This is a genomic window from Anaerolineales bacterium, from assembly GCA_019637755.1.
Lineage (GTDB): Bacteria > Chloroflexota > Anaerolineae > Anaerolineales > UBA11579 > JAMCZK01.
The window spans coordinates 179,918-205,392 of record JAHBVC010000001.1 but is presented as its reverse complement, the minus strand read 5'-3'; the positions used below and the strand labels follow the sequence as shown (position 1 = coordinate 205,392).

The following is a 25,475-nucleotide window of genomic DNA, read 5'->3' as shown; positions in this document are numbered from 1 at the left end:
TGTGGTTAAAAAAACTGAGGCGCGCATTATAATGCCGCCTTGTGACCAACTCCTACATCCTTGCCGGCGATCTTGGCGCCACCAAAACCAATCTGGCGCTCTTCGATGCCAGTGACCTGCAGGCCGGGGCGCAGGCTGAGGCCAGCTACCTGAACGCAGACCATGCGGATCTGCCGGCGATCTTGCGCAAATACCTGGCTGACAAGGACGCGCAGGCCATCCACACAGCCTGCCTTGGCGTGGCTGGCCCGGTGATCAACAATCATGTGCGCATGGTCAACCTGGATTGGGAAGTGGATGCTGCGGCGCTGTGCGCTGAGTTTAGTTGGCAGGCGGCCTGGCTGATCAATGATCTGAAGGCGTTGGCCAACGCCGTACCGCTGCTGCAGCCGCATGAAGTGCAGACCTTGCAAGCCGGCGTGCCCGAACCCGGGGGCACGATCGCTGTGATCGCCCCGGGCACCGGCCTGGGGATTGGCTATCTCACCTCGGCGGGCGGGCAGTACCGCGCCTATGCCACCGAGGGTGGCCACGCCAGCTTTGCACCGGAGACTGTGCTGCAGCAGGAGCTGCTGGCCTGGCTGCGGCCGCGGCTGGGCCAGGTGGCGGTGGAGCATGTCTGCGCCGGGGTGGGGTTGCCCAACATCTATGCCTTCCTGAAGGCCAGCGGCCATGCCCCCGAGCCCGAGTGGCTGCGGGCGGAGCTGGACCGCCAGGGTGATGACAACAATGTGATCATTGTGCAGCATGCGCTGGCGCAGACCGCCGGCGCCGAAATTTGCGCGCTGACCTTGCAACTGTTCGTAGAAATTCTTGGGGCCACCGCCGGCAACCTGGCGCTGGGCCTGGGCGCCACCGCGGGCGTGTATCTGGGCGGCGGCATCCCGCCGCGCATCCAGGCCGCGTTGGGCCGCTATCGCTTCATGGATTTCTTTCTGGGCAAGACGGGCTACGAGGACTACTTGGCGCGCTTCCCGGTGCAATTGATCCTTGACCCGGCAGTGGCCTTGCTGGGTGCGGCGGCTTACGCGCAACAGCAACAAGCCGCCTGAGGCCGCGCGGCCCGGCAAAACGGGGGAATAGTTCCTAAGCTTGCCCTAATCTGGGTCAAACATTTCATTAATACGCCCCATGCTAGAATGACTCCTAAGTAGTTGTTTCACTCCCATACGCCAACTAAGCCTAAAACTGCATATCAGTTTGCCTGGGCTGTACCTTGCCTTGGGTGGTTTGTGGTGTGTTATTTCTCGTGATGCTGCGTTATCTGGGGCACACGGGTGTAAGGATTTGACGGTAAGCCAACTCTGAATACACGGAGGCAGAGTATCGAATGAGTACAAATACGATCGAAGCATTTGAAAACGAAGAACTCACTCTAAACGAAGATGAGGCTCTGGAGCGCCTGATTCGCCTAGGCCGCAAACAGGGCTTTGTAAGTATTGATAACGTCTTGCAGGTAGTGCCGGGCGAACAGCGCCAATCGGAGCACCTGGAAGAGATCTTTGAAGCGCTGCTCAACGAGGGCATCCCGCTGGTGGAGGATGAGGAATCCGAGGGCGCCGAGCTGCTGGATCACGACGAGGAGATCGAGGACGACGAGCCAGCCAAGACGCGCAGCAAGATCTACGCGCCGGATGATCCGCTGGCCGAGGCCGAGACGGGCGACCTGGTGCGCCTGTACTTCAACGAAGCCGCCAGCGTACCGCTGCTGACCGCCGCCGAAGAGGTGGACCTGGCCAAGAAGATGGAGCGCGGCAACAAAGCGCGCACCCAACTGGCCAAGCCCGGCCTGAGCGCGGCCAAACGGGCCGAGCTGCAAGAGGCGGTGGAGGTGGGCTGGAACGCCCGCCAGCACATCATTGTGGCTAACAGCCGCCTGGTGATCAGCATTGCCAAGAAGAACATGAACCGCGGTCTGCCGCTGATCGACCTGATCCAGGAGGGCAATATCGGCTTGATGCGGGCGGCCAAGAAGTTTGACTACCGCCGCGGCTTCAAGTTCAGTACCTACGCCACCTGGTGGATCCGCCAGGCGATCACGCGGGCGATCTCGAACAAATCGCGCACCATTCGCATTCCCGCCCACATGGGCGACAAGATTGCCAAGATGATGCGCATGAAGAACACGTTGAAGCAGGAGCTGAAGCGTGAAGCCACGCTGGCCGAGCTGGCCGAGGCGCTGGAAGTCAGCGCCGAGGAGATCGAGCTGATCACCACTGCCGGCTACCAGCCGCATTCGCTGGAAACGCCGATCGGCAGCGATGAGGATTCGGTGTTGGGCGAGTTGATCGAAGACGAGACCGCGCCTTCACCGGAGGAGAGCACCGCCCAGAGCCTGCTGGAGCAGGACTTGGCGCGCACCATCGATGAGACCCTGCCGCTGCGCGAAGCGCGCATCCTGCGCCTGCGCTTTGGCCTGGATGATGGTAAGGTGCACAGCCTGAGCGATGTGGGCCGCAAGCTGGGCGTTACGCGTGAGCGCGTGCGCCAGATTGAAGCCCAGGCGCTACGCAAGCTGCGTGATCCGCGGGTGCGTTCGCGCTTGAAGGATTACGTTAACTAAACTGACCCTGAGGTTCAAAAAGAGCGCTGTTCAGTGATGAACAGCGCTCTTTTTTTGTGTAGTAGCTGCCGGTTAGCGCTGGCGCTTTTGGTAACGCACCATCACCGGCGAGGGCTTGCTGGAGCCGCCGCGGTTGACGCCGATCTGCTCGAAGGGGGTTACCAACTCCAGATCATAGGCGCGGAACAGCAGGGCGACGATGATGGCCATCTCAGTGCGGGCAAAGTTCATGCCGGTGCACTTGTGCAGCCCGCCGCCGAAAGTCAGCAGTTCGAAGCCGCGGCCTTCGCCTTTTTCGGAGAAGCGCGTGGGGTCGTAGCGATACGGATCACTGAAGAATTCGGGTAGGAAATGCGCCGCGGCGGTTGAGGTCATGGCGAACCAGCCCGCCGGGATACGGTAGCCGTCCAGCTCGATATCTTGCTTGACCTCGCGGATCAGCGTCTCGGCCGAGGGGCGCAGGCGCCCGGTCTCCTGCACGGCGGCGTTGATGCGCTTGATCTCGCGCATGTGCACATGGTTGACTTCGTCGCTGTCACCCAGCACGCGATCGATCTCTTCGCGCACCTGGGCCTGGTAGGCCTTGTTCTCGATCAGGTGAATGACCGACCAGGCGCTCTGCCCGGCGGTGGTTTCGTGGCCGGCAAACAGCAGCGCCGAGAAGAAACTGGCCACAATGTCATCTGGCAGCGGGGCGCCGGAGCCATCCGGCTGATCGAGGAAGTATTGGAAGCCATCGGGCTTGGGGTTGGCGCGGCGCGCATCGATCAGCGGTTGCAGGATGGCGCGCATCTTTTTCTTGGCCTGATCGCGACGGTAGAACTTAGGCAACGGCAGCTTGTAGAGTAGCGGGTCGAGCGAGGCGCTCAGTGCATCGTACTGATCCCAAAAGCCGCTGGCTTCGAGGTGCTCATGTACCTCATCGCCCAGGAAGCAGCGCCCGGCCACCTCTTTCACCAGGTGGGTCATGGCTTCGGTGAGCTCGATCTCGCCGCGTTCACCCAGGCCAGCGAGCCAGTGTGTGATGGTGCGGCTCATGATCGGCAGGTAGCTGGTCATCTGATCGCGCGTGAACAGGCTGTGCAGGATCGGGCGCTGGCGCATGTAGGTTTCGTGCGGCGCCAGGAAGGCAATGCGCCCGAAGATGGCCGCCAGGAACTGGTAGGGCTTCTCCATATCCAGCTCTTTATCCGTGCTCTTGAAGAAGAAGGATTGTTCCTGCGGGCCGACCAGGATGGCCATCGGCTGGCCGAGCAGCTTTATGCCGAAGACGCTGCCGTGCTGCTGGTAGCCACGACGGAAGAAATTCTCGGGGTCACGGTAAAACTCCAACGCGTGGCCGAGGTAGGGCAGGCCGCCTTTGAGCATCGGCGGAGTGGGCAATGGCGAAGGGGTGGAGGATACGGTTTCCGTATTGATCATGCGGCCAGTATACGCCACTTGTGAAGCTTATCACTTTAACATTGGGTTAAGAGTGCCGAGCGGTTATTTGAGCTCCAGCATCACCGGGCAGTGGTCAGAGCCGGTAACCTCGCTAAAGATCGTAACGTCCTTAACCCTTTTGAGCAGGGGCTGCGAGACGAGGAAGTAATCCAGGCGCCAGCCGATGTTGTTGAGGCGTGCGCTGGGGAAGCGCGCCGTCCACCAACTGAACTGCTGCTTATCGGGATACAGGTGGCGAAAGCTATCCACCAGCCCGGCCTCAAAGTAGCTACCCAGCATGGCGCGCTCCTCGGGCATGAAGCCGGAGGTTTTTTGGTTGTCCTTGGGGCGGGCCAGGTCAATTTCGGCGTAGGCGGTGTTGAAATCGCCGGTCAGGATCAGGTTCTCACCCGCTTTGTGCAGCTTCTTGATGTGCTTGAGCAGCGCTTCGTAAAACTCCAGCTTGAACGTGACGCGCTGCATGCCGGTGGTGCCACTGGGGAAGTAGACGTTGAGCAGGGTGAAATCATCGAAGCGGGTCTGGATCACGCGGCCTTCAACATCGAACTTCGGTACGCCGAAGCCGATGATGTCTTCTTTGCTGTGCTTCGATACCATGGTGGCTACGCCACTGTAGCCGGGGCGCTCCGCGGGGTTCCAGGCGACGGTGTAGCCTTTGAACGTTTCCATCTGCGCGTCGCTGAGCTGCTCGGGCTTGCTCTTGATCTCTTGCAGGCAGATCACATCTGGCTTTTGCTTATGGATCCAGGCCCAGCTATCTTTTTTGAGGTGGGCGCGCAGGCCATTGACGTTCCAGCTGATCAGTTTCATAGGTAGATTGTAATGGGTTTGGCAAGCAGAGGATAGAGAGCGGAGATTCCGAAATCTCTATTCTCAAATCTCGTTCCTGCGTTCTCCCAGTCTTATATAATGCGCACATGCCTAACATTATTCAAGCCGTACGCGGTACGCAAGACTATTATCCCGAAGAGATGGCGGTGCGCTCCTGGCTGTATGCCAAGATGCGCCAGGTGTCGGAATCGTTCGGCTATCAAGAATACGATGGCCCGTTTTTGGAGCGCTTTGAGCTGTATGCGGCTAAATCCGGCGCCGAGTTGGTGGAGAAGCAGTCCTACGTGTTTGAGGACCGCGGCGGCGAGCGCATCACCTTGCGCCCGGAGCTGACCCCTACGCTGGCGCGCATGGTGGCCAGCCGCCAACGCCAACTGACCTATCCGCTGCGCTGGTGGTCGTTTGGCCCGTTTTGGCGTTACGAGAAACCGCAGAAGGGGCGCACGCGCGAATTCTTCCAGTGGAACATTGACATGGTGGGCGAGGATTCGCCTGAAGCTGACGCTGAGCTGGCTACCATCGCTGCCAGCTTCCTCAAGACGATCGGCCTGGGCAGCGGAGAAGCGCAGATTCTGGTCAACAATCGCCAGTTGATGCAAGCGGAGTTGGAAACGCTGGGGATCGCCGGTGCGTTGCGCAGCGAAGTGTTTGGACTGATCGACCGCCGCGACAAGCTGAGTGCGGAAGCCTGGCAAACACGCGGCAAAGAGCTGGGCCTGGATGCGGCGCAATTGCTGGGGGTTGAGAAGCTGTTGGCCAATGCTGCGCTGTGGCAAAAATCTGAATCGTTGCAGCGCTTCTTCCGTGCGGTTGAGGCGCAGGGCGTAGCGGAGTACGTGCGCTATGCCCCGCACATCATCCGCGGGCTGGATTATTACACTGGCACGGTGCTGGAAGCCTGGGACACCGCCGGGGAGTTCCGCGCCATCTTTGGCGGCGGGCGCTACAACGACTTGGTCAACGCGGTGGGCGGCGAGCCGCTGCCGGCAGTGGGCTTCGCCGTGGGCAACGTGGTGATCAGCCTGCTGTTGCAGGCGCTGGGCCACGCGCCAGATCTGAGCGGGCGGGCGCCGATCTACGTGACCGTGTTTGACGAAGCGGGGCTGGCGGAGGCCCTGGCGCTGGGCGCCGAGCTGCGCCAGGCCGGGCTGCGCGTCACCAGCCATTTGCAAGCCGATAAGTTGCAGAAGCAATTCAAGCAAGCCGACCGCAGCGGCGCCAAGCTGGTGCTGGTGCAAGGGCCGGATGAACAGGCGCAAGGCGTGGTGAGCGTTAAGGATCTGCGTAACGGCGAGCAACACAGCGTGCCGCGTGTGGGGCTGGTGGAGATGTTGCGCGGTGCGCTGAAGTAGCGCGTTCAGGTAGCCTTCGTGATAAAATAGCGCCTTCTTGGTGGATGTAGCTCAATCGGCAGAGCACCGCACTGTGGATGCGGTGGTTGCGGGTTCAAGTCCCGTCATCCACCCCAGTAAGAATGAAATCGGCCCTAGGGGCCGATTTTTGTTTGCCTAAGCGGGTGCTGACGGCCGCGTTTGTGCGCGGCCGCTTCAGTACATTTGTTGATTGACGCTGAGTGGGGAACTGGATAACGTATTTGCAACACACGCGGCCATCGCACTGGCCCGATATAGTACCTGACTGTGAATGGAGTCTGGGATTAACGATAAATCCGTTCTGGGTAGGATAGGCATTCTTTTAACAACCTTCACGGTTGTAGTTGTCATTGCTTTGCTTGGCAGAGGTTATGTGCTGAGGCCTGCTAGCCCTACGTCTTTGCCGCAGCCACCCGCTGGCCGCGAACTGGATGCAACGCACAGCGCGGCTGGCTACACTGCCGAAGTGAATGGCGTCGCCATTGAGGCCTCCAACTGGCGTAGGGAGAACGGTGCGGTGCTGGTGGATATTTGCTTTGCGCGAATCTCTGAGGACGATTGGAACCTGAGCCGTAGCTAACTTAGTATTGGTGGTAGCACGATCCAGGCCAGCTATTGGGCGTTGCTCGAGTACCGCTACGATGAGAGCGGTAAAGCTGCGCAGCGCTGTGACGCGGTGAGCTTTCCGTATGCCGTTTCTGCCGCGCCTGGGGAAGTGCGCGTGACCGTGCCGCGCCTGGAAACTTCGCGTAGCGAGAATATCGATTGCCCTGCGGCGCGCAGCAAGCTACAAGGCACGGGGATCGAGATCGAGTGCTACCAGATGGAAAATTCAGGCGGCTATGCGATCGTAGCGCAACCCGAAGGCATGCCGCTCGAAGAGGCGCAACGCTTGGCAAATGATGCCTTTGTCGGTGTTCTTGTGGGGCCGTGGGTTTTGTACGGGGAGTTGAATTAGCGCCGCGGCCGCTGCTTGATATCGACGGGGGCAAGCAGCAGGGTGCGGCCATCCTTGCCTACGCTCTCCAGGGCGCCCATTTTGCGCAGACAGTAACTCATGCGCGTGCTTTGCCATAGGGGAATGTTGCGCGCCGCGGCCAATTGCTTGTGGGTAAAAGGCGTAGCCAGCTCCTTGGGGATCAGGCGCTGAAAATCCTTCAGATCACGAAAGCGGTGGCTGCCGGTGACTTCTAGCAGGCGGCGATCGGCGATGCTCCAATGCTTGCGCGTCCAACTGCCGCGCCCGTCATCGCGCCAGATCTCCTCTTGCTGGGTGAAGACGGCCATGCAACTGAAATTGGGGTGGCTGACAAACTGGGGGATATAGAGCAGCTCGTCGAATAAGTTTTCAATGCGCCCGTGCTTGGGCGATTTGCGCCGGCTGAGCAGCTTGCCGCGTTTGTTTTCGCGCACGATCCATTTGGCCTCGGCAATTGGGTGCACCAGCACCACTTTGTGCTTCTCGAGCAGGCGCGCGAGCTTGGTTTTGAGCGCACTGAAGTTAGCGGTCTGGATCTCGATCAGCAAGCGGCCGCGCACAATATCGATCTGGTAGCCATCCATGCGTTGCTCGAAGGCATCGCCGGGCTGGGCCAGCCAGCGCTTCAGTCCAGCGTGCAGGCTTTGCTCGGTGAGCGTGCCGATGTGGGTACCCGGCTGCATCATGGCTGCGGCTTACCTTTGCGCGGCGCCAAGCCGCTGGCGCGGGTGAGGCTGGTGGCGCCAAAGCGCGCCTGCACGCTTTTGAGTGCGGCATCCAGGCGTTCCTGCTTCTCATGCTCCTTCGGGTCCCAATCCCAGAGCTTGGGCTGGAAGCTGGGCGGCGCCAGGTTGCTGGCGCGCACACCCAGCAGGCGCACTTTGCGGCCGGGCTTCCAGTGGGCCAGCCACAGTTTACGGGCAGCCTGCTCGATCAGGCTGGCATCGTCGGTAGGCTCGGGCAGGGTCAGTTGGCGGCTGATCTTTGTGAAATCTGGCCAACGGATCTTGATCGCCACGGTGTTGCATTGTAGATTTTGTTTGCGCAACTGCTTGCTGATCGAGAGACTGTGTTCGTGCAGCACCGCCAGCAGTTCGCTTTCAAGATTGGTATCACGGGCGAAAGTTTCTTCGTGGCTGATCGATTTGGTTTCGTGGCTGACGTGCACCGGGCTATCGTCAATGCCTTGGGCGCGGAAATGCAAAGAGGAGCCGGTTTGGCCGAACAGGCGCAGCATCTCATGCAGCGGATAGCGGGCGATATCGCCAACCGTGTGCATGCCGAGACGTGCCAGGCGCTCGGCGGTTTTGGGGCCGATGCCCCACAGCGCGTCGCTGGGCAGCGGCGCCAGGAAGGCGGCTTCCTCGCCGGGCGGCACCACCTGGATGGCAAAGGGATAGTTGCCAGTTTTCATGCTGGCCTTGCCAACGTTAGTGGCTACCTTGGCCACCAGTTTGTTGCTGGCCACACCCAGCGAGGAGGGTAGGTGCAAATGATCGCGAATTTGGGCCTGCAATTGGCGGGCGTAGACGATGCCAGGCTGCGGCAGGTGGCTGATATCAATGAAGGCTTCATCGATGGAGATAGGCTGTACGCTATCCGAATAGCTGCCGAGGACATCCATCACTTTGCCGGAGAGATCGCTGTAATCACGGAAGTGGTGGCGCACCACGATCAGTTGGGGGCACAGGCGCAGGGCGCGGGCCATCGGCATGGCGGAGTGAATGCCGAACTTGCGTGCCGCATAGGAGCATGAGGCTACAACGCCGCGCCCCTCGGGGCTGCCGCCCACGGCGAAGGGCTTGCCACGCAGCGTGGGGTCGCGCAGCTCTTCCACGGCGCAGAAGAACGCATCCAGGTCAAGGTGGATGATGGTGCGTTGCGGGGGGAGCGTCTCAGCGTGCATACGGCTGGATTGCGTATAGCCACTTAGGGAGAGCTTAGATGGCACCGCTGTCTTTAAGCGCAGTGATGGCTTCTTCCGCCAGGCCAAGCTCATCGTGCAGGATGGTGGTGGTGTGTTCGCCGAGCGCGGGCGGAGGATAGCGCAGCTGCATCGGGCTGGTGGGCACTTTCAGCGGTGAGGCCAGCAGATCGATAGGCTCGCCGCTGGTAAGCGCAGTGTGCCAGACCATCTCGCGGGCGAGCACCTGTGGATCCTGAAAGACCTGGTCGATCGTGTTGATTGGCCCAGCGGGGATGCCCGCTTCGGCGCACAGCGCCAGCCACGCGGCCACGGGGCGGGTAGCGAACAGCTCTTCCAAGAGGGCAATCAGCGCCTGGCGGTGCTCAACGCGCTGGGGGTTGCTGGCAAAGCGCGGGTCTGTGGCCAATTCTGGGCGGCGGGCGGCAGCGCAGAATTTTTGCCACTGGCCGTCATTGCCGCTGGCAAAGGCAAAGTAGCCATCGCTGGCTTTGAACGATTGGTAGGGCACGATGTTGGGATGGCCGTTGCCGTAGCGTTTGGGCGGCTGGCCGGAGATGAGATAGTTGCTGGCTACGTAGGAAAGCGTGCCCACTTGGGCATCGAACAGCGCAATATCGATGCGCTGCCCGGTTTTTTGGCGTTCGCGTGCGAAAAGCGCGGCGGTAATCGCATTGCACGCATAAATGCCAGAGAGCAGATCGGCGATGGCCAAGCCCACGCGCACCGGCTCGCCATCGGCCGGGCCGGTGATGCTCATCAGGCCGCCGCGGGCCTGGGCCATGAAGTCGTAGCCGGGCTGGGTGCTATCCGGCCCGGTGTAGCCGTAGCCGCTGATCGTGCAGTAGATGATGTCGGGGCGTAGGGCCTGCAGGGCGGCGTAGCTGAGCCCCAGGCGTTCCAGGGTGCCGGGCTTGAAATTCTCCACGAGCACGTCGCAGGTGGCGATGAGCTGGCGCAGGATGGCCAGGCCTTCGGCATGCTTCAGGTTCAGGGTCAGGCTGCGCTTGTTGCGATTGGCGGAGATGAAATAGGCCGACATGCCGCTGGCGGTGAAGGGCGGGCCCCATTGGCGGGTATCGTCGCCTTTATCGGGCGCCTCTACTTTGATGACATCCGCCCCCATGTCACCGAGCAGCATGGTGCAGTAGGGGCCAGCCAGCACACGGGTGAGATCGAGGATGCGGATGCCTTGTAGCAGGCCGGGTGTAGGTGAGGTCATGGCCCCATTATAGGTCAAATATTCTATGATTTTGGCGCGTAGCTTTTGGCGAATCTGTGGGTTGTAAATCTGCAGTATGTCGGACTTCTTTATCGAAAAGGAGGTGCCTGGGGGCGTTTTGCATACTGTCTTTCCTACCCGCAATCCCGCTTTTATTTTTTAGTCGATGAGGAGAGTATATGGCTGCTAATCAACGTATGGGCTACCTGCCCAATGAAACCCCACCTGTGGGGCAACTTATTCTTTTAGGTTTCCAGCACGTCCTCACCATGTTTCCGGCCACCGTTTTGGTGGCTGCTTTGTGTGGCTTCCACGTCAACACCGTCTTGTTCGCTTCCGGCGTTTCCACCATCGTGGCGCTGATCCTGTCGAAGATGGGCATCGGCAAGTTCATTCCGCTGTTCTATGGCTCCAGCTTCAGCTACATCGCCGCCTACGTGGCTGTGGTGAGCGCGATGACCGGCGCGGCGCCGGAGTTCGGCGTTGCTGCGCCCGATGCAGTGATCGGCACGATGCAGGCCGGCATCATTGTTACCGGTTTGCTCAACATCGTCATCGGTTTCATCATCCGCGCCCTCGGCAAGAGTGCGCTGGATAAGGTGTTGCCTCCGGTGGTGACGGGCTCTGTGGCCGCCATCATCGGTTTCGGTCTCGCCTTCGCTGCGCTGGATATGGCTTCTGCTAACTGGGGCGTCTCCATCGCGACACTGGTGCTTACCATCCTGTTCTCGGTCTATCTGCAGAACCGGGGCTTCCTGGGCATGCTGCCCGTGTTGCTCGGTGCAGTTGCCGGTATGCTGATCTCTGGCTTGATTGCGCCCGGCTCAGTGAACTTCGGTGGCGTGGCGGCAGCTCCGCTGTTTGATATGCCGCACCTGACCGCTCCCATTTTCAGTGGCGCGTTCGTGGCTACAGCGGTGTTTAGCATTGCTATCATGGCGATCGCTACCATTCCTGAATCCACGGCTCACCTGTATCAGATCAGCCTATATGTGGACCGCTTCGCGGCGGAGCGCAAGGCCAAGCCCTACGAGTTGGACAAGAACATTGGCTTCAACCTGGTGTTGGACGGTGTGGGCGATGCCATCAACGGTTTGTTTGGCGCTACCGCGGGTACCAACTATGGCGAGAACAACTCGCTGATGGCGATTACGCGCAACTACTCCGGCCCGGCCTTGATCGCCGCGGGTGTGCTGTCGATCCTGCTGGCCTTCGTCGGCAAGCTGGCTGCGCTGGTGAGCGCGGTGCCCCTGGCGGTGAGTGGTGGCCTGGCCATCTACCTGTTCGGTGTGATTGGTATGCAAGGCATCGCCCTGATGCAGGAGCACAAGGTCAGCATGTTTGACCCGCGCAACCTGGCCGTAGGCGCCACCATCATGGTGGTGGGTATCGGCGGCAACATCGGCTATGCGGGTGGTTTCCTGCCCATTCCGTTCCTGCAGGGAATCTTCCCCAGCGGCCTGCCCGCCATCGCCACTGCGGCGGTGCTCGGCATCCTGTTGAATGCAGTGTTCCTCATCTTCGCTCCTGAGGGGGAGAGCAAGGTCGCGGCTAGCAAGGCTACCGCAGTCAAGAAAGCGGCTGGTAAGAAGACGGCTGCCAAGAAGACGGCGGCGAAGAAAACGGCTCGCCGCTAAGCTGAGTGACTAGCAAGAAAAAAAGAGCAGCGCATCGCGCTGCTCTTTTTTTTTGCAGGTATTTTCCATAGATGAAAACTAACTGCTGTTTTAACCGCGGATAAACGCAGATGAACGCTGATAACTACAAACCTTCATTCCGACGAGGGCAAAGCCCGAGGAGGAATCCTTTAGGCCATTCTAAAAAACCTTTGTTTTGCCCTAAATGATTCCTCCCTGGTTGCATTCGGTCGGAATGACGGGGGGTGCCAGGGCTATCCGCGTTCATCGCTTGTATCAGCGGCTCAATAATCTGTGTTCATCTGTGGATTCTTAACCAGCTCGCGCTGAAGAAATTCCGTAAAGCTACTCGGTGCACGCCCTAGCAAGCTTTGCAGCGTGAAGCTGCTGGCGGCGAAGCCGTGTGCATCGTAATAGGCGAACATTGCACTCAGCGTGTCACGCGCATAGCTGGGCAGCTGCGCGTTGCTGGCCTGCCAGTTAGCCAGCGCTTGCTGCGCCGCGGCTACCGGGCGGCCGATGTGGAGCGCGGTCTGTGCGGCCATATCGGCTGAGCTCAGTACCTGTGGCCCGGCAAGCGGGTAGATGGCGCCGTGGTGGCCGGCTTCTAGCAGCACGCGGGCAGCCACGCTGGCTACGTCGTTCAAATCAACGGGAGTGAACTGTGCATCCACAGAGTAAGGCACGCGGTACTCGCCCTGCGTGCGCATGGCGGGCAAATAGGGCAGTACGTTCTGCATGTAACTGGCGGGCTGCAGGATGGTGAAATCCAAGCCTGATTGAATCAGCGCTTCTTCCACGCGCAACTTTTGCCAGTGATGCGGCATGGCGGCTATCTGCGGATACAGCACGGAGTGATATACAAAGCGGCGCAGGCCTGCGGCTTTGGCCGCCGCAATCCATGCGGCAGTGAGCGCGACTTCATCCGGGTACATGTTGGGTGCAATGAAGTACAGCGCGTCTACACCAGCCAGGGCAGCTTGCATAGCGGCAGGGTCGGCCATGTCCGCCTGCACTACTTCGTCTGCAGGCATGTCCACCTCGCGGCGTACGAGCGCCCGCGTGGCTGCGCCTTTGGTCTGCAAGGCGGCCAGGACGGCACGGCCGGTCTTGCTGTTGGCTCCGGTCACCAAGATCATGCTGTGCCACCCTGCTGCAGCACAGCCATGAAGCCTGCCAGCGCATCAGCGCCGGAGGTGTGCCCGGTGGGCAGGATGCGCAGCGCAGCAGCTTGCAGGGCTGCGCCATCGCTGCTGGCGATGGCGGCTATCAGCTGGTGCCAAGGCTGGGCCGCTTCGCCACGTGCTCCCGCAGCCAGCCAGGCCGCTGACAGGGCATGCGTGCGTTCAATCGCCACGTCTGCCATGCCCTCGGCCAGTTCGCTGGCCGCCGAGGCCGGCTGAGTGGCCCACAGCCCGTACATGGAGCCCAGCAGCAGGTCATCACCGGCGGGGGTCAGCCCGGGGCCAACGCCGGCCAGCTTGCGTGCCGCAGCCTGTATCCTGTTGGCATCTTGGCTGCGGATACCTTCAAGCAACTGGGGAATGTTCTGCTCGGCAAGCTGTTGAATGCGCACAGGCAAAGTAGAGGTGCCTGCATCCAATAATACGATGCGAGCCAGGCTATCTTCAGGCGCATACTGCTGCAACAACAGGCTGAGCTCGCCCGCTGCATGCGCCACGGTGTCTGGCATCGTGTGTAGCGCCGCCCACGCAGGCACAGGGTGCCATTGTGGGGCCGAGTCAGCATCAATCAGCCAATCGTCCAGCCACAAGCCGTTTTCAAACACCAGCAGGCGCGATTCGGCCTGAGTCCCTTGTGGAAAGTCTTCGAGCACGATGGAAAATGGGCCATCGCCAATGCGCGCATCCACCAGGGAGAGCACCTGCGCGTCTTGATTGACCAAGTTCACCACGGCCTCAAAGGCATACAGCACGCGTGCCTCCTGCGTGCTGTGCAGCCAGTGCTGGGCTGCGGGCGCAATCGAACGCGCCCGCAGTCTACGGTCAGCGTTCATTCGTGAAGCAGCACCCCGTGGCTAATCACATGTACTGGGGCGCGGTGGTAGCGCAGCGCCTCGCGCACAGTGGGAGTGTCCAGCACTACCAGATGTGCAGGCGCGCCGACCTTGAGTTCAAAATCCTGCAGGCCGATGGCTTTGGCAGCCTCAGTGGTCACCAGGCTGTACAGCGTTTCCATCTCAGCGCGTGAGGTCATCCACAGCAGGTGCGAAGCCAGGAAGGCCACCTCGAGCATGTTGTTGTGTCCGTAGGGATAGTACGCATCGGAAATATCATCCTGCCCGATGCACACGTAGGCATTCTCTTCCAGCAGCTCACGCACCCGGGCGTGCAGCGGGCCGGTTTGCGGGTCGCTGACTACATACATGCGCGCCTGCTTGAGCAAGGCAATCACTTTTTGCAAATAGGGCACAGGGTACAACGCCATGGCACGTGCGTGGTGGGCCAGGGCGCGGCCCTGCCAGCCCTGCTTGATGGCGGCCAGCGCCATCATCTCCAGCGTGCGCAAGCCAGCATCGCCGGCATCATCCACCAGCATGGAGACAGGTTTGTCAAACTCCTTGGCGATGGCGAACATGGCATCCACGTGCTGTTGCGCATCTGCATCCGTGAATTCAATCCACGGGATACCGCCCACGACGTCTGCGCCCAGTTTCATGGCTTCGCGAATGAGCTCCTCGGTGCCTGGCTCGCGCGCCACACCATCCTGCGGGAAGGCAACGACTTGCACGTCTACGATGCCCTTGAATTCGTCGCGCGCTTTGAGCAGCGCCTGCACGCCAATCAGCTTGGCTTTGCTGTCCACATCCGCAAAGGCACGGATGTGCGTGTTGCCGTTCTTGGTGGCCAATCTCAGCGCTTTGCGGACATTGGGAAGAATCCAACTCTCGTCGTACTCGGCTTTGACGCGGCTGGCCAGCTCGATGGCGTTCATCGCCTTGCCCATGCCGGCGCCCTGGTAGCTCTGCAGTGCCAGTTCATCCATGCGGTCCAGCGTGTATACCTTGTCGAGATGCAGATGGGCATTCACAAACGATTCGGTAACCAGGTTGCCGCCAGCATCCAGCTGAGTATCGGCGCTGCCCGTGATGACCTTATCAATGGCCGCTATGCGCCCGTCTTGGATCAAGATGGATACGGTTTCACCGGCGGGCTTGTTGCGCAGCTGCGCGTTGGAGATCAGGATCGAAGTGGCCATGCGCCTCCTGGTGCGAAAAACCAGCAACCACAACCCAGTAACCCAAGCGGGTTACTGGGTTGTGGCGTTCTTGTGCTCATCCGCCAGTTGCCACAGGCGCAGCGGGCTGAGCGGGATCTCGCGGATCTCAAAGCCGGGCATGTTCAGCGCATCTTCCAGCGCCTGTGCGACCAGCGGGCCTACCGGAATGGCGCCAGCTTCGCCCGCGCCCTTCACGCCCATGGGATTGAGCGGCGATGGGGTGGTGGTGTGGTCAGTGTCCATGCGTGGCACATCCTGCGCAGCAGGCAGCAAGTAATCCATGAACGAGGCGTTGAGTATCTGGCCCATGTCATCGAACACAAGCTGCTCGTAGAAGGCATTGCCCAGGCCTTGTGCCACACCGCCATGAATTTGACCGTCGAGGATGAGCGGGTTGATAACCTCGCCACAGTCATGTACTACGGCGTATTTCTGGATATCAATCACCATTGTGTCCGGGTCAACTTCCACAATCATGGCGTGCACACCGTAGGCGGTGGTGCCCATCTCCGGGCCAAAGTAGTCGGTAGCCTCGAGCCCGGGCTCGGTGCCGGGTTTGACCGCGCCTCTCATCGGGTTCGCCTTCTGCGCCAGCACGCCCAGCGGGATGGCGGTTTCCGGTGCGCCTAGGATCTGTACCTTGCCGTCTACCAACTCTAGCTTGTCAGGCGTGACTTCACCTTCGAACTCTTCTACTGCTTTGGCAAGAATCTTCTCGCGCACGCGCAGGGCGGCGGCGTGGATGGCATTGCCTGCCACCACCGCACCACGGCTGGCGAAGGTGCCCACGCCCCAGTGGAACTGGTCGGTATCGCCCGTTACCAGGTCAATCTGGTTGACCGGTACGCCGAGCTGCTCGGCCACAATCTGGGCGTAGCTGGTGTAGTGCCCCTGGCCCTGCGTGCCGATGCCGGTGGCCACACTGACGCGGCCGTTGGCCTGCACCTGGATGCGCGCCCCCTCATACGGGCCAATGCCGGTGCCTTCCACATAGCACACGATGCCCAGCCCGAGCTTCTTGCCAGCCTTCTCGGCGGCGGGCTTCAGCTCGCTATAAAACTTATCGTATTCAATCATCTTGAGCGCCTTATCCAACACCGGCTCGTAGTTGCCGCTGTCGTAGGTCAGCTCGCTGAAATCCTGATAGATGATTTGGTGCTTGACAGGAAAATCTTCGGGCGGGATGAGGTTCTTGCGCCGGATGGCTACTTTGTCCAGCCCCAGCTCTTTGGCCGCCGCGTCCAGCAGACGTTCCATCACAAACACGCCATGTTGGCGGCCTGCGCCACGGTAAGGGCTGACGATGGGCTTGTTGGTGAATACCGCGGTGAACTCGCTGTAATAATCCGGCACCTTGTACATATTGAGCAGGGTGCACTGCGTGTTGATAGGTACAGTCAACCCATACGGGTCGTAGGCGCCGTTGTCATGCCAGAAGACGTCTTTGACACCCACGATGGTGCCATCGTTCATGATGGCCAGCTCCGCTTCGTGGTGTTGCCCACGCTCCTGCGTGGTGGAGTAGAAATTCTCGGCGCGGTCTTCAATCCACTTCACCGGAATATTCAACTGCATGCTGATCCACGGCAGCAGCATCTCCTCCGGGTAGAACATCAAAATCTTGGGCCCAAAGCCGCCACCGATGAACGGCGCAATCAGGCGCACCTGATGCTCTGAGAGGCCGAGCATGCCGGCGATGCCGTTGCGGATGATGACGGGCGCCTGGGTGGTATCCCACATGGTGAGCTTGCCGGCCTTGGCATCCCACGCCGCTACGATGCCGCGGTTTTCCATCGCCGCCGCCGTACCGCGGTCATAGAAGAACTCACGCTTGATGATATGGTCAGCCTTGGCTTTGGCCTTCTCGTAGTTGCCTTTTTCCTGCACTACGTGAGCGGCGATGTTGTTCTCAAGGTCATCATGAATCAGCGCCGCGCCAGCTTCCAACGCTTTGCGCGGGTCAATGTGCACGGGCAGCGCTTCGTAATCCACCAGCACCAGCCCGGCGGCGTCTTCAGCAATGTAGCGCGTCTCAGCCACGATGCATACGATGACTTCGCCCACATGGCGCACCTTGTCCTTGGCCAGGATGGGGTGCATGCGTTCGTTGAGGTAGGCGTTCTTGATGGGTGGCAGGCCAACGTTGAGCACGCCGGTGCGCCAGAAGCTACCCAAGTCTTCGGCCGTGTACACGGCGATGACGCCGGGCAGGGCGCGTGCCGCGGTTGCATCAATGGATTTGATGCGCGCATGCGCGTACGGGCTGCGCACAAAAGCGATGTGCGCCATGCCCGGCAAATCTACATCATCAACGAAGAGCGCCCGCCCGGTGAGCAGGCGGGGGTCTTCGTTGCGTTTTATGCGTTGGCCGAAGTACCGCGTGGTCATACTACTCTTGGGTGAAAGCCACGGCGCGGCAGAAGGCAGCCTCGCCACCCTGGAACTTCCACGGGAAGGCGCCCAGGATCAGGCGCTTGTTGTGCAACGCCGGGTTGCCAATCTCGCCACCCAGGTTCTCCACATGGAAGCAGTCATGCGGGAACAGCGCATTGTGGGTGAGCTGGTAAGCCTCAGCAGGGAACATTTCGTCCACCTTCTCAGAGCCGCCTAGTTTCTTCTCCACGAGTTTGCGCACCTTGGCCCAGTGCTCCAAACCACCTTTGCCGAGGAAGCGGCCAATGGGCAGGTTCATGGGGTGGTCAGTGGAAATCATGTCCACGCCCCACAGGTGAATTTTCTTGTCCAGCAGCCACTCACAGATGCTGTGGTGCGGGCCGGGGTGGCGCTGGATGTAACGCTCTTCGTCACCCTCTGGGCTGAAGAAGGAATACTTGTGCCAGCCCGTGTGGATGAAGAGAATATCTCCGTTCTTGACCTCGGCGGTCTTCTCGATCATCTCGGGCGTGAACACATCCAGGTCGTCCAGCTGGCTGCTCAGATCCACAATCACGCCTTCGCCATACAGCCAATCCAGCGGCAACTGGTCAATCGTCTTGCCGTTGGTGACAAAGTGGCGCGGCGCATCCAAGTGGGTGCCCATATGATTGCTGGTCATGATGTACTGCGCGTTCACGCCGTGCTCGGCCTTGCGCTTGATGTACTTGACTTCAAACGGGGGGTAGAACGGCCAGAACGAGGCGTCTTGGTTGAGGGGCTGGGACAAGTCGTGGATTTTCATAAGTTCTCCTTAGTTTTTTAGCAGTCTGATAGTTGCTTAGTCATCTGGTCAATTGGTCGACCAACAGACTAGATGACTTGCTGGCTCTTTAAAGTTTGTAGCGCTCCGCGTACGCCACCAACGCATCTTCAAAAATCTTCATCGGCGGGCGTACCAAACCAGCGCCCACCTGGCCCACGCCCGCTTCGCGGTGGGCGATGCCGGTGTTGACGCGCGGCGTGATACCCAGCTCAACCACCTTGCGGATGTCGATACCGGTCGGCGTGCCGCGGAACTCCAGTTGCGGAATGGTGAAGTGGCTGTGCTCGGCGATGGTGATCTCGTACATCTCCAGCGTGGCGTTGAGCGCATCCTGCGGCGTACCGCTCACGAAGGTGACGATGGCTGGCGCTGCCGCCATGGCGAAGGCGCCGATGCCCGCTGTCTCCGTGATGGTGCTGTCGCCGATGTCTGGATTGGCATCCTTGCTGGTGAAGCTGGGGAAGTACAGGCCATCCGGCACCTCGGCGGGGGCGGTGAACCATTGCTCGCCCAGGCCGCTGACACGCATACCGAAGTCGGTGCCGTTGCGCGCCATCGTGGTCACCATCGTGCTGCCCTCGATGCCGTGTGCGCTGGCTGACATGGCTTTGCAGGCCGCCATGACGGGATTCAGTACGCTGAGTGCATTGTCACCCAGCGCCTTGAGCACCTCAGACTCCACCTCGTTGTCAGCGACCACCTTGGCAATCCACGGTGCCAGCTTGGCGGTATAGATGATGGAGCCAGCCTTGTTGCGGTTGTGGCCCTCGTCGCCCATGTGCAAGCTCTCGGACAGCAGGGCGCGGATATCAATGCCGCCGCTGGCCTCAATGGCTTTGGCCAGCAACGGCCCCATGCTTTCGTTCATCCAGCGCAGCTTGGCAATCACTTCCTCGCTGAAGGCGCCATAGCGCAGCACCTTGCCATAGCCTTCGTTGAGGTTGGAGTAGGCCTTGTTGCCGTGGGTCTCGTTCTCGATGATGTAAACCATCATGGAGGAGGAGGTCACGCCAGCCATGGGGCCAACGGTGTCGTGATGATGGCAGGGCGCAAAGTCAATCTCGCCCTTTTCCACCAGCGCCACAGCCTCTTGCTCCGTCTTGGCCAGTCCTTCAAAGATCAGCGCGCCGATGACCGCTCCGCGCAACGGGCCAGACATGCGTGCCCATTCGATGGGGGGGCCGGCGTGCAGCAGCAGATTCGGCTTCATGCCCGGGATGACGTCTTTGGCCGGCGTAACGCCTTTCAGTATCGGGCGCGCCTCCATCATGCGGGAGACGGCGGTTTGATTCGCTTTTGCAATATCTATCATTTGCACTCCAGTGTAGTGAGCAGTGATGTGTGAACAGTGATCAGGCTAGCGGGCTATGTACTGCTCACTAGTCACTCGTTACTGTTCACTAGCTACCTGCCTTTCATTTTCTCCAAAATACTGGCCAGTGCTTCGTTGCCGCCCGCGGGCGGTCGCCAATCCACTTGCACCGCGTCTGCACCCTGCGCTTTGAGGCTGTCAAAGAAGCTCTCCACGCCCACGTTGATGGCGGCCAGCGGCTCGCTAAAGGGCTGCAAAGCCTTGCCAGTGGCGCTGGGCGTGGCGGCCAAGCGCGCCGCAATGTAGTCCACCGCCATCGTCGTTTCGCGGAAGATGCGAGCGCCAGCCGCCTCCAGTTTTTGGATTTGCTCGTCCGTGTTTTGGGGGTCTTCGTCCGTGCCGACGACTAAAGCCACAAACTCAATGTCTGAGCGCGTTTTGCGGTGGCTTGCGATGGCCGCGGCCAGCTCCCCAGCGGGGTCGGCATGCGAGCCTTCACCCAGCACAACGTCCAGAAGCACCAGGCCAGTTTCGGCGTCTTCCACTTCTTGCTTCAGGCGGCGCAGGCGCAGGTCGTTGTCCATCATCGGGTGCAGACGGCCCACGGTGAAAACATCTTCGCCCAGGTCTATGATGGTGTGCGCCTGGCTGTGCAGCGGGTCGGCCATCTTCTGTGAGCTACGGATGGCTACATTCGAATAGATAGGGTGCAGGAAATTCTGCAGACCATTGAGCGCTTCGTAGGCCAAGGTACCGCCGGAGAACAGGCCGCGCAGATAACCTGTGCGCCGCTCGATGACTGGGGGGGTGATGGCTCCGGTGCTCAACCCCACAGCGATACGTGCCGCCGAATCAAGCCCTTGGGCAAAATGCACATTGCCAATCTGCTCAGCCGGGGCGGCAAAGCCAATGAAGCACACTACAACCGGCTTGCCTGCCGTCTGCGCTTCGCTCAGCAGGCGGGCCGCCGTGGCCTCGTCGGGCGGCTTAGAGATGAGCACAATCACCTGCGTAGCCTCGTCGGCGGCCAGGTAGCGCAAGCCCTGCAGCATGCTGGCCGCGCGGACCTCCGCTTTGAGGTCACGCCCGCCCGTGCCGATGGCTTGCGATACGCCGCCGCCATAGTTGTGGATGCCCACCGTCACAGCTTGCAAGCCAGTGCCGGATGCGCCCACCAGGCCAATCGGCCCGCGGCGCACGCGGTTGGCGAAGCCCAGGCCCACGCCGTTAATGATGGCGGTGCCGCAGTCTGGGCCCATTACCAGCAGGCCCAACTCGGCGCCGCGCTGTTTGAGCGCAATTTCGTCTTCCAGCTCAACGTTGTCGCTATACAGGAATACATGCTTGCCGCTGTCCAGCGCTTCGTGCGCCACCTTGGCGGCGTAGCGGCCGGGCACTGAGATCAGCACCCATTCGGCGGCGGGCAGGTTCTTGACCCCCGCAGCCAGACTGCGCGGGCGGAAGGCTTGGTTAGCGCCGCCGCTGCTGCGCTGCTTGAGCAATTCATCCACCTGTGCCAGCGCGCCGCTGGCGTCAGCCTCGCTGCCGGCGCGCACCACGATCAGCAAATCTTCTGGGCGGGCAGCTTTGCCAGCTGCTTCCAGCAGGTTGCTGTCCGCTAATAGCTCAAGATTAGCTGGCGTAGCCATCACCACACCGGCGTCTTCTACGCCGGGCAGGGCGGCCAGCTTGCGCTGCAACTGCATCAGCACCACCGAGTCGTAATAGACGCCGGGGCGCACTTCACTTTTGGTTACGCTCATCTCACTTGCTCTCTGCCAGGGCGGCTTCGATGTCCTCGCCCCAGGCCAGCAGTTGCTCGTCTTCGCCATAGGCACCAATCAGCTGCGTACCCAGCGGCAAGCCGTCTGCGTTCCAGCCGGTCGGCAGCCCCAGGGCTGGCATGCCGGCTTGCGTCCACGGCAGGTTCATCACCGGGTCGCCTGTGCTGGCCAGCCCAGCGGGCGCTGCATCCACTGCGGAAGGAGCCAGCCACAGTTGGAAGCCGTGAATGTTCATCAGCGCGCCCAGATCGTGGCGCAGCCCGCGGGCCGCCTCGAGCGCATCGTCAAGCTCAGCAGCACGGATGCTCAGGCCTTCGCGTACCAGCTCAGCCAGCTTGGGGCTGTAGAGATGCGCGTAGCGGGCAAACCAGTGCGCATGGGTTTGCACCGCTTCCGCCGCCAAGATCAGACGGTGGCGTTGTACAATGCTGGCAAAATCATTCAAGGCACGCACGCGCTTGACGTGATAACCTGCCTGGCGTAAACGCTCGGCCACGCTATCCAGATGCTCGAGCATGTCTTTGGATGCGTGGGCTAGATACTCACCAGCCGGGATGGCAATGCTGGGTTTGTCTGCCAGCGTAACTGGCAGGTACTCGTTGAGCAGAACCGTGGCGGTGTCGTGCACCAGTTCAACCGTCTGAGCGAACACGCCTACATGGTCCAGCGAGCGCGCCAGGGGGATCACACCCTCGGCTGAGATGCGGCCGTGGCTGGGCTTATAGCCCACCACGCCGCAGAACGAAGCCGGGCGAATGACGGAGCCAATTGTCTGCGTACCTAGGGCTACGTCCACCAGGCCGGCGGCTACCGCGGCGGCCGAGCCGCTGCTGCTGCCACCCGGCGTGTGGTCCGGATTGTGCGGGTTGCGTGTTGGCCCAGGGGTGAAGTATGCAAACTCAGTAGTCACCGTCTTGCCGGCTACCAACGCGCCAGCTTTTTTTAGCGCGCTCACCGCAGCAGACTCTTTGCCCTGCAATGCACGCGGCGGCAGATGGCTGCCCGCTCGCGTAGCAAAACCATCTACATGAAAAATATCCTTGACGCCGAGCAGCAGGCCGAACAAGGCCGGGCGTTTCTCTGGAGATGCAAACTTGTTGGCCAAGTGGCGTGCTTCACTGCGCAGGCGTTTAAACCGGTTCTCTTCACGTACGAAAGCGTGAACGCGCGGCTCACGGCTGGCAAATAGCGCTTCAAAGTCATCCAGCCGCGCGTTCAGCTGTGTGCTTACCGCCTGCGACGAAACTTTTTGCTTGGCCATTACTCCGCCACCTCGTTGAGCTTCTTGGCGGCCAGCAGGGTGGCATCCACAATGTGCTGATAGCCCGTGCAGCGGCACAAATTGCCAGAGATGGCTTCGCGCACTTCAGCCTCGTTGGGGTTCTTGTTTTCTTCCAGAAAAGGCACCAGGGTCATCAAGATGCCTGGTGTGCAGAAGCCACATTGCAAACCATGCGCTTCCCAGAAAGCATTTTGAATAGGGTGCAGCTTGTCTTCACTTTCAGCCAGTCCCTCTACCGTGGTGAGCTCGTGGCCATTGGCTTGCACAGCCAACATAATGCAACTGCGCACCGGCTTGCCGTCAAACAGCACCGTGCACGCGCCGCACACCCCGTGTTCGCAGCCCACGTGGGTACCGGTTAGCCCGGCCTCGTGACGAATGAAGTCAGCCAGCAGCATGCGCGGCTCTACGTTCTTCTCGAGCCTCTTGCCATTGATGGTGACAGAAATTGGGTAGGTATTGGTCATGCGCTTAAGCTGCCTTTGCTCGCTGGGTGGCGCTGGCCAGCGCACGCTCGGTTAGTACCGCCGAAAGATGGCGCTGGTATTCCGGCGTGGCGTGCACATTGCCAAAGGGGTGCATATCGTCTTGGCTAGCAATGCGGCCAGCCTCTTTGAATGCGGCTGCCTCTGCACGTTTGCCAATCAGGCTGGCCGCCGCGCCGGACGCGTCTACTGGGCCATCGCCAACGTTTAGGTACACCAACTTGGCGGCAGCAATCGTGTCGTCCCCATCCAGCTCTACGATGGCGGCCAGGCCGGCCATGGCGTAATCACCATGGCGGCGCGCTACCTCCGTGAAGCAGTAGCCAGTGCGCGTCGTCTTGGTAGGGAAGGCGATCTCCACAAGCAGCTCGTCGGGTTGCAGTGCCGTGGCGAAGAGGCCGGCAAAGAAGTCCTTGGCTTCGATCCAGCGCTCACCCTGGCTGCTCTGCGCCCGGAACTTGGCGCCGAGCGCCAAGGCCACCACGGGCAGCTCGGAAGCAGGGTCGGCGTGGGCTAGGCTGCCGCCAATGGTCCCACGGTTGCGGATCTGCGGATGGGCAATGTTGGGAATGGCTTCATGCAGCAGAGGCACATGTTCAGCAATCAGCCCATCGCGCTCGGCCGTGGATTGCAGCGTCATGCTGCCTACATGCACCGCGCCGTTGGGCTTGCTGATATGGCGCAACTCGGGAATGTGATTAAGGTCGATCAACAGGGTGGGCTGGGCCACACGGAAGTTCATGGCGGGAATCAGGCTCTGCCCGCCCGCCAGCGGCTTCCCCTCGTCTCCGTGCTCGGCTTTGAGTGCAAGCGCCGCGTCCAGAGAGGTGGGTGCATGGTACTCAAACGGAGCCGGTTTCATGCGTTTCTTTCACCATTCTCAAAAAAGTTTGGATACGAGTGGAACTTTAATCGTACTACAAACTGCAAAACTTCTCTATCGTCACAGCCTGCCAAGGTACGTTTGTCCCTTGCTGTATTGCCTAATCTTTGTCATCATGGGCTCACCATGAGACCCGTAAGTATCGTCGCTATTGCTCAACTGCCGGTGGTGAAGGCCAACCCCGATTCGCTCAGCCATATGGCCGCCACGGTCATCCGTGAGGCGATGAACAACGCCGGAGTGGCGCGCATCCAGGCCTTGTATGTTGGCAACATGCTGGCCGATGAGTTGCAGAACCAGAAGCACCTGGGCGCACTCTTTGCTGATGAGGCTGGCTTGCACGGCATCGAAGCCATGCGTGTGGGCGCTGCCACCGCAGGCGGGGCCGCCGCGCTGCGCGTAGCTTATCTAGCCGTAGCCAGCGGCGAGGTGGATGCGGCCGTGGCCGTTGGCGCTGAGAAAATGAGCGATAGCAGCGCTGTACCGGCCCTGGCCAAAGCGCTGGATGCCAAGCTAGAAGTGCCGCTGGGCGCAAATATGATCAACCGCAACGCTGAGTTGATGCGTATGTATATGGAGCGCAACAAGGTGCCGCGTGGCGGCTTCACTAATTTTTCTGTCAATGCCCATAAGAATTCAAAGACCAATCCCTACGCCATGTTCCGCAAGACGGTCTCCGCCGCGCAGGTGCGTGGCTCGCGTGTGATCTACCCGCCGCTGCGCTTATACGATAGCGCGCCTATCTGCGATGGGGCGGCAGCGGTGGTGCTGGTGCCAACCGAGCAGGCGGCTGAATATGCCAAGCGCTCTGTGCGCATCCTGGGGTCAGCCATCGCTACAGATTATTTTCGCCTGGAGGATCGTCCCAGCCCGCTGCAACTGCGCGCCGCCGAGATATCCGCCAAGAAGGCTTACGGCATGGCAGGGCTGACCCAGGAAGACATCAACGTCTTCGAAGTGCATGATGCCTTCACCATCATGTCAGCCTTGCAGCTAGAAGCGACGGGCTTTGCTGCCCCCGGCCGCGGCTGGAAGTTTGCTCACGAGAATAAGATTGGCCTGAAGGGCACCTTGCCCATCACCACTTTTGGCGGCCTGAAAGCCCGCGGCCATCCGGTGGGCGCCTCTGCGCTGTATCAAACCTGTGAACTATTCCTGCAGCTTACCGGGCAGGCCGGCAAGAACCAAGTGCGCAAAGCCAAGGTGGGCATGATGCAATCGATTGGTGGCGTAGCCTCCACGGTGGCTACGCATATTTTGGGAAGTGGAGACTAGTGAGCAGGGATTAGTGATTGGTGAGCAGGAGCGCAAGCTGCAT

General features: G+C 60.5%; 22 protein-coding genes and 1 tRNA gene. 8 read left to right on the top strand and 15 right to left on the bottom strand.

Annotated features, from left to right (window positions below; translation table 11 throughout):
* Positions 1 to 41 precede the first annotated feature (41 nt).
* Positions 42 to 1,052: a glucokinase gene (locus KF821_01085; GenBank protein MBX3004403.1), complete on the top strand. Its 1,011-nt coding sequence runs from the start codon at positions 42 to 44 to the stop codon at positions 1,050 to 1,052.
* 278 nt (positions 1,053 to 1,330) lie between these two features.
* Complete coding sequence (locus KF821_01080) at positions 1,331 to 2,563, top strand: sigma-70 family RNA polymerase sigma factor (GenBank protein ID MBX3004402.1); 1,233 nt, start codon at positions 1,331 to 1,333, stop codon at positions 2,561 to 2,563.
* Between the two features lie 72 nt (positions 2,564 to 2,635).
* On the opposite strand, the gene KF821_01075 is transcribed toward KF821_01080, so the two are convergent.
* A complete protein-coding gene (locus KF821_01075) occupies positions 2,636 to 3,985 on the bottom strand; it encodes a cytochrome P450 (GenBank protein ID MBX3004401.1) in 1,350 nt (449 codons plus the stop codon).
* Between the two features lie 63 nt (positions 3,986 to 4,048).
* The gene (xth, locus tag KF821_01070; GenBank protein MBX3004400.1) at positions 4,049 to 4,816 is read right to left on the bottom strand and encodes an exodeoxyribonuclease III; all 768 of its coding nucleotides are present in this window, start codon (positions 4,814 to 4,816) and stop codon (positions 4,049 to 4,051) included.
* Between the two features lie 107 nt (positions 4,817 to 4,923).
* Between xth and hisS the strand changes: the two genes are divergently transcribed.
* From hisS to KF821_01050, 4 genes are all read left to right on the top strand, one after another.
* Entirely contained in the window at positions 4,924 to 6,189 is a 1,266-nt protein-coding gene (gene hisS, locus KF821_01065) for a histidine--tRNA ligase (GenBank protein MBX3004399.1), read from the top strand.
* A 40-nt stretch (positions 6,190 to 6,229) separates the two neighbouring features.
* Positions 6,230 to 6,305: transfer RNA gene (locus tag KF821_01060), tRNA-His, on the top strand.
* 305 nt (positions 6,306 to 6,610) lie between these two features.
* Positions 6,611 to 6,790: a hypothetical protein gene (locus KF821_01055; protein MBX3004398.1), complete on the top strand. Its 180-nt coding sequence runs from the start codon at positions 6,611 to 6,613 to the stop codon at positions 6,788 to 6,790.
* A gap of 42 nt (positions 6,791 to 6,832) precedes the next feature.
* The gene (locus KF821_01050) at positions 6,833 to 7,168 is read left to right on the top strand and encodes a hypothetical protein (protein ID MBX3004397.1); all 336 of its coding nucleotides are present in this window, start codon (positions 6,833 to 6,835) and stop codon (positions 7,166 to 7,168) included.
* Here the strand turns inward: KF821_01050 and KF821_01045 are convergent.
* Genes KF821_01045 through KF821_01035 form a run of 3 tightly spaced genes read right to left on the bottom strand, consistent with a single transcriptional unit; the run spans position 7,165 to position 10,335 of the window.
* Entirely contained in the window at positions 7,165 to 7,875 is a 711-nt protein-coding gene (locus KF821_01045) for a hypothetical protein (protein MBX3004396.1), read from the bottom strand. The two genes, KF821_01050 and KF821_01045, sit on opposite strands and share 4 nt — an antisense overlap.
* On the bottom strand, positions 7,872 to 9,095 hold the full coding sequence (gene dinB / locus KF821_01040; protein ID MBX3004395.1) for a DNA polymerase IV: 1,224 nt from the start codon (positions 9,093 to 9,095) through the stop codon (positions 7,872 to 7,874). The genes KF821_01045 and dinB overlap by 4 nt, the downstream gene beginning before the upstream one ends.
* Positions 9,096 to 9,129: 34 nt before the next feature.
* Positions 9,130 to 10,335, bottom strand: a complete 1,206-nt coding sequence (locus KF821_01035; protein MBX3004394.1) for a CoA transferase — start codon at positions 10,333 to 10,335, stop codon at positions 9,130 to 9,132.
* Positions 10,336 to 10,514: 179 nt separating this feature from the next.
* On the opposite strand from KF821_01035, the gene KF821_01030 reads away from it, so the two are divergent.
* The gene (locus KF821_01030; protein MBX3004393.1) at positions 10,515 to 11,972 is read left to right on the top strand and encodes a xanthine permease; all 1,458 of its coding nucleotides are present in this window, start codon (positions 10,515 to 10,517) and stop codon (positions 11,970 to 11,972) included.
* A 284-nt stretch (positions 11,973 to 12,256) separates the two neighbouring features.
* Here KF821_01030 and KF821_01025 read toward each other — a convergent pair whose 3' ends face one another.
* The 10 genes from KF821_01025 to KF821_00980 form a co-directional block, all read right to left on the bottom strand.
* Positions 12,257 to 13,111 (bottom strand): NmrA family NAD(P)-binding protein, encoded by an 855-nt coding sequence (locus KF821_01025; protein MBX3004392.1) that lies wholly within the window; start codon positions 13,109 to 13,111, stop codon positions 12,257 to 12,259.
* The gene (locus KF821_01020) at positions 13,108 to 13,989 is read right to left on the bottom strand and encodes a DUF2877 domain-containing protein (GenBank protein ID MBX3004391.1); all 882 of its coding nucleotides are present in this window, start codon (positions 13,987 to 13,989) and stop codon (positions 13,108 to 13,110) included. The genes KF821_01025 and KF821_01020 overlap by 4 nt, the downstream gene beginning before the upstream one ends.
* The gene (locus tag KF821_01015) at positions 13,986 to 15,191 is read right to left on the bottom strand and encodes an amidohydrolase family protein (protein ID MBX3004390.1); all 1,206 of its coding nucleotides are present in this window, start codon (positions 15,189 to 15,191) and stop codon (positions 13,986 to 13,988) included. Before KF821_01015 ends, KF821_01020 begins: the two co-directional genes overlap by 4 nt.
* A gap of 51 nt (positions 15,192 to 15,242) precedes the next feature.
* Positions 15,243 to 17,600: a xanthine dehydrogenase family protein molybdopterin-binding subunit gene (locus KF821_01010; protein MBX3004389.1), complete on the bottom strand. Its 2,358-nt coding sequence runs from the start codon at positions 17,598 to 17,600 to the stop codon at positions 15,243 to 15,245.
* 1 nt (position 17,601) lies between these two features.
* Positions 17,602 to 18,390 (bottom strand): cyclase family protein, encoded by a 789-nt coding sequence (locus tag KF821_01005; GenBank protein ID MBX3004388.1) that lies wholly within the window; start codon positions 18,388 to 18,390, stop codon positions 17,602 to 17,604.
* An 88-nt stretch (positions 18,391 to 18,478) separates the two neighbouring features.
* On the bottom strand, positions 18,479 to 19,723 hold the full coding sequence (locus KF821_01000; protein MBX3004387.1) for a DUF1116 domain-containing protein: 1,245 nt from the start codon (positions 19,721 to 19,723) through the stop codon (positions 18,479 to 18,481).
* Positions 19,724 to 19,815: 92 nt separating this feature from the next.
* Positions 19,816 to 21,486 (bottom strand): acyl-CoA synthetase FdrA, encoded by a 1,671-nt coding sequence (gene fdrA / locus KF821_00995; protein ID MBX3004386.1) that lies wholly within the window; start codon positions 21,484 to 21,486, stop codon positions 19,816 to 19,818.
* Between the two features lies 1 nt (position 21,487).
* On the bottom strand, positions 21,488 to 22,768 hold the full coding sequence (locus KF821_00990; GenBank protein MBX3004385.1) for an amidase: 1,281 nt from the start codon (positions 22,766 to 22,768) through the stop codon (positions 21,488 to 21,490).
* Positions 22,768 to 23,256 (bottom strand): (2Fe-2S)-binding protein, encoded by a 489-nt coding sequence (locus tag KF821_00985; protein ID MBX3004384.1) that lies wholly within the window; start codon positions 23,254 to 23,256, stop codon positions 22,768 to 22,770. The genes KF821_00990 and KF821_00985 overlap by 1 nt, the downstream gene beginning before the upstream one ends.
* Before the next feature lie 4 nt (positions 23,257 to 23,260).
* Positions 23,261 to 24,136, bottom strand: a complete 876-nt coding sequence (locus tag KF821_00980) for a xanthine dehydrogenase family protein subunit M (protein ID MBX3004383.1) — start codon at positions 24,134 to 24,136, stop codon at positions 23,261 to 23,263.
* A gap of 147 nt (positions 24,137 to 24,283) precedes the next feature.
* Here KF821_00980 and KF821_00975 point away from each other — a divergent pair, with 147 nt between their 5' ends.
* Positions 24,284 to 25,432, top strand: coding sequence for a thiolase domain-containing protein (locus KF821_00975; GenBank protein MBX3004382.1), 1,149 nt, complete (start codon positions 24,284 to 24,286; stop codon positions 25,430 to 25,432).
* Positions 25,433 to 25,475: the final 43 nt, after the last annotated feature.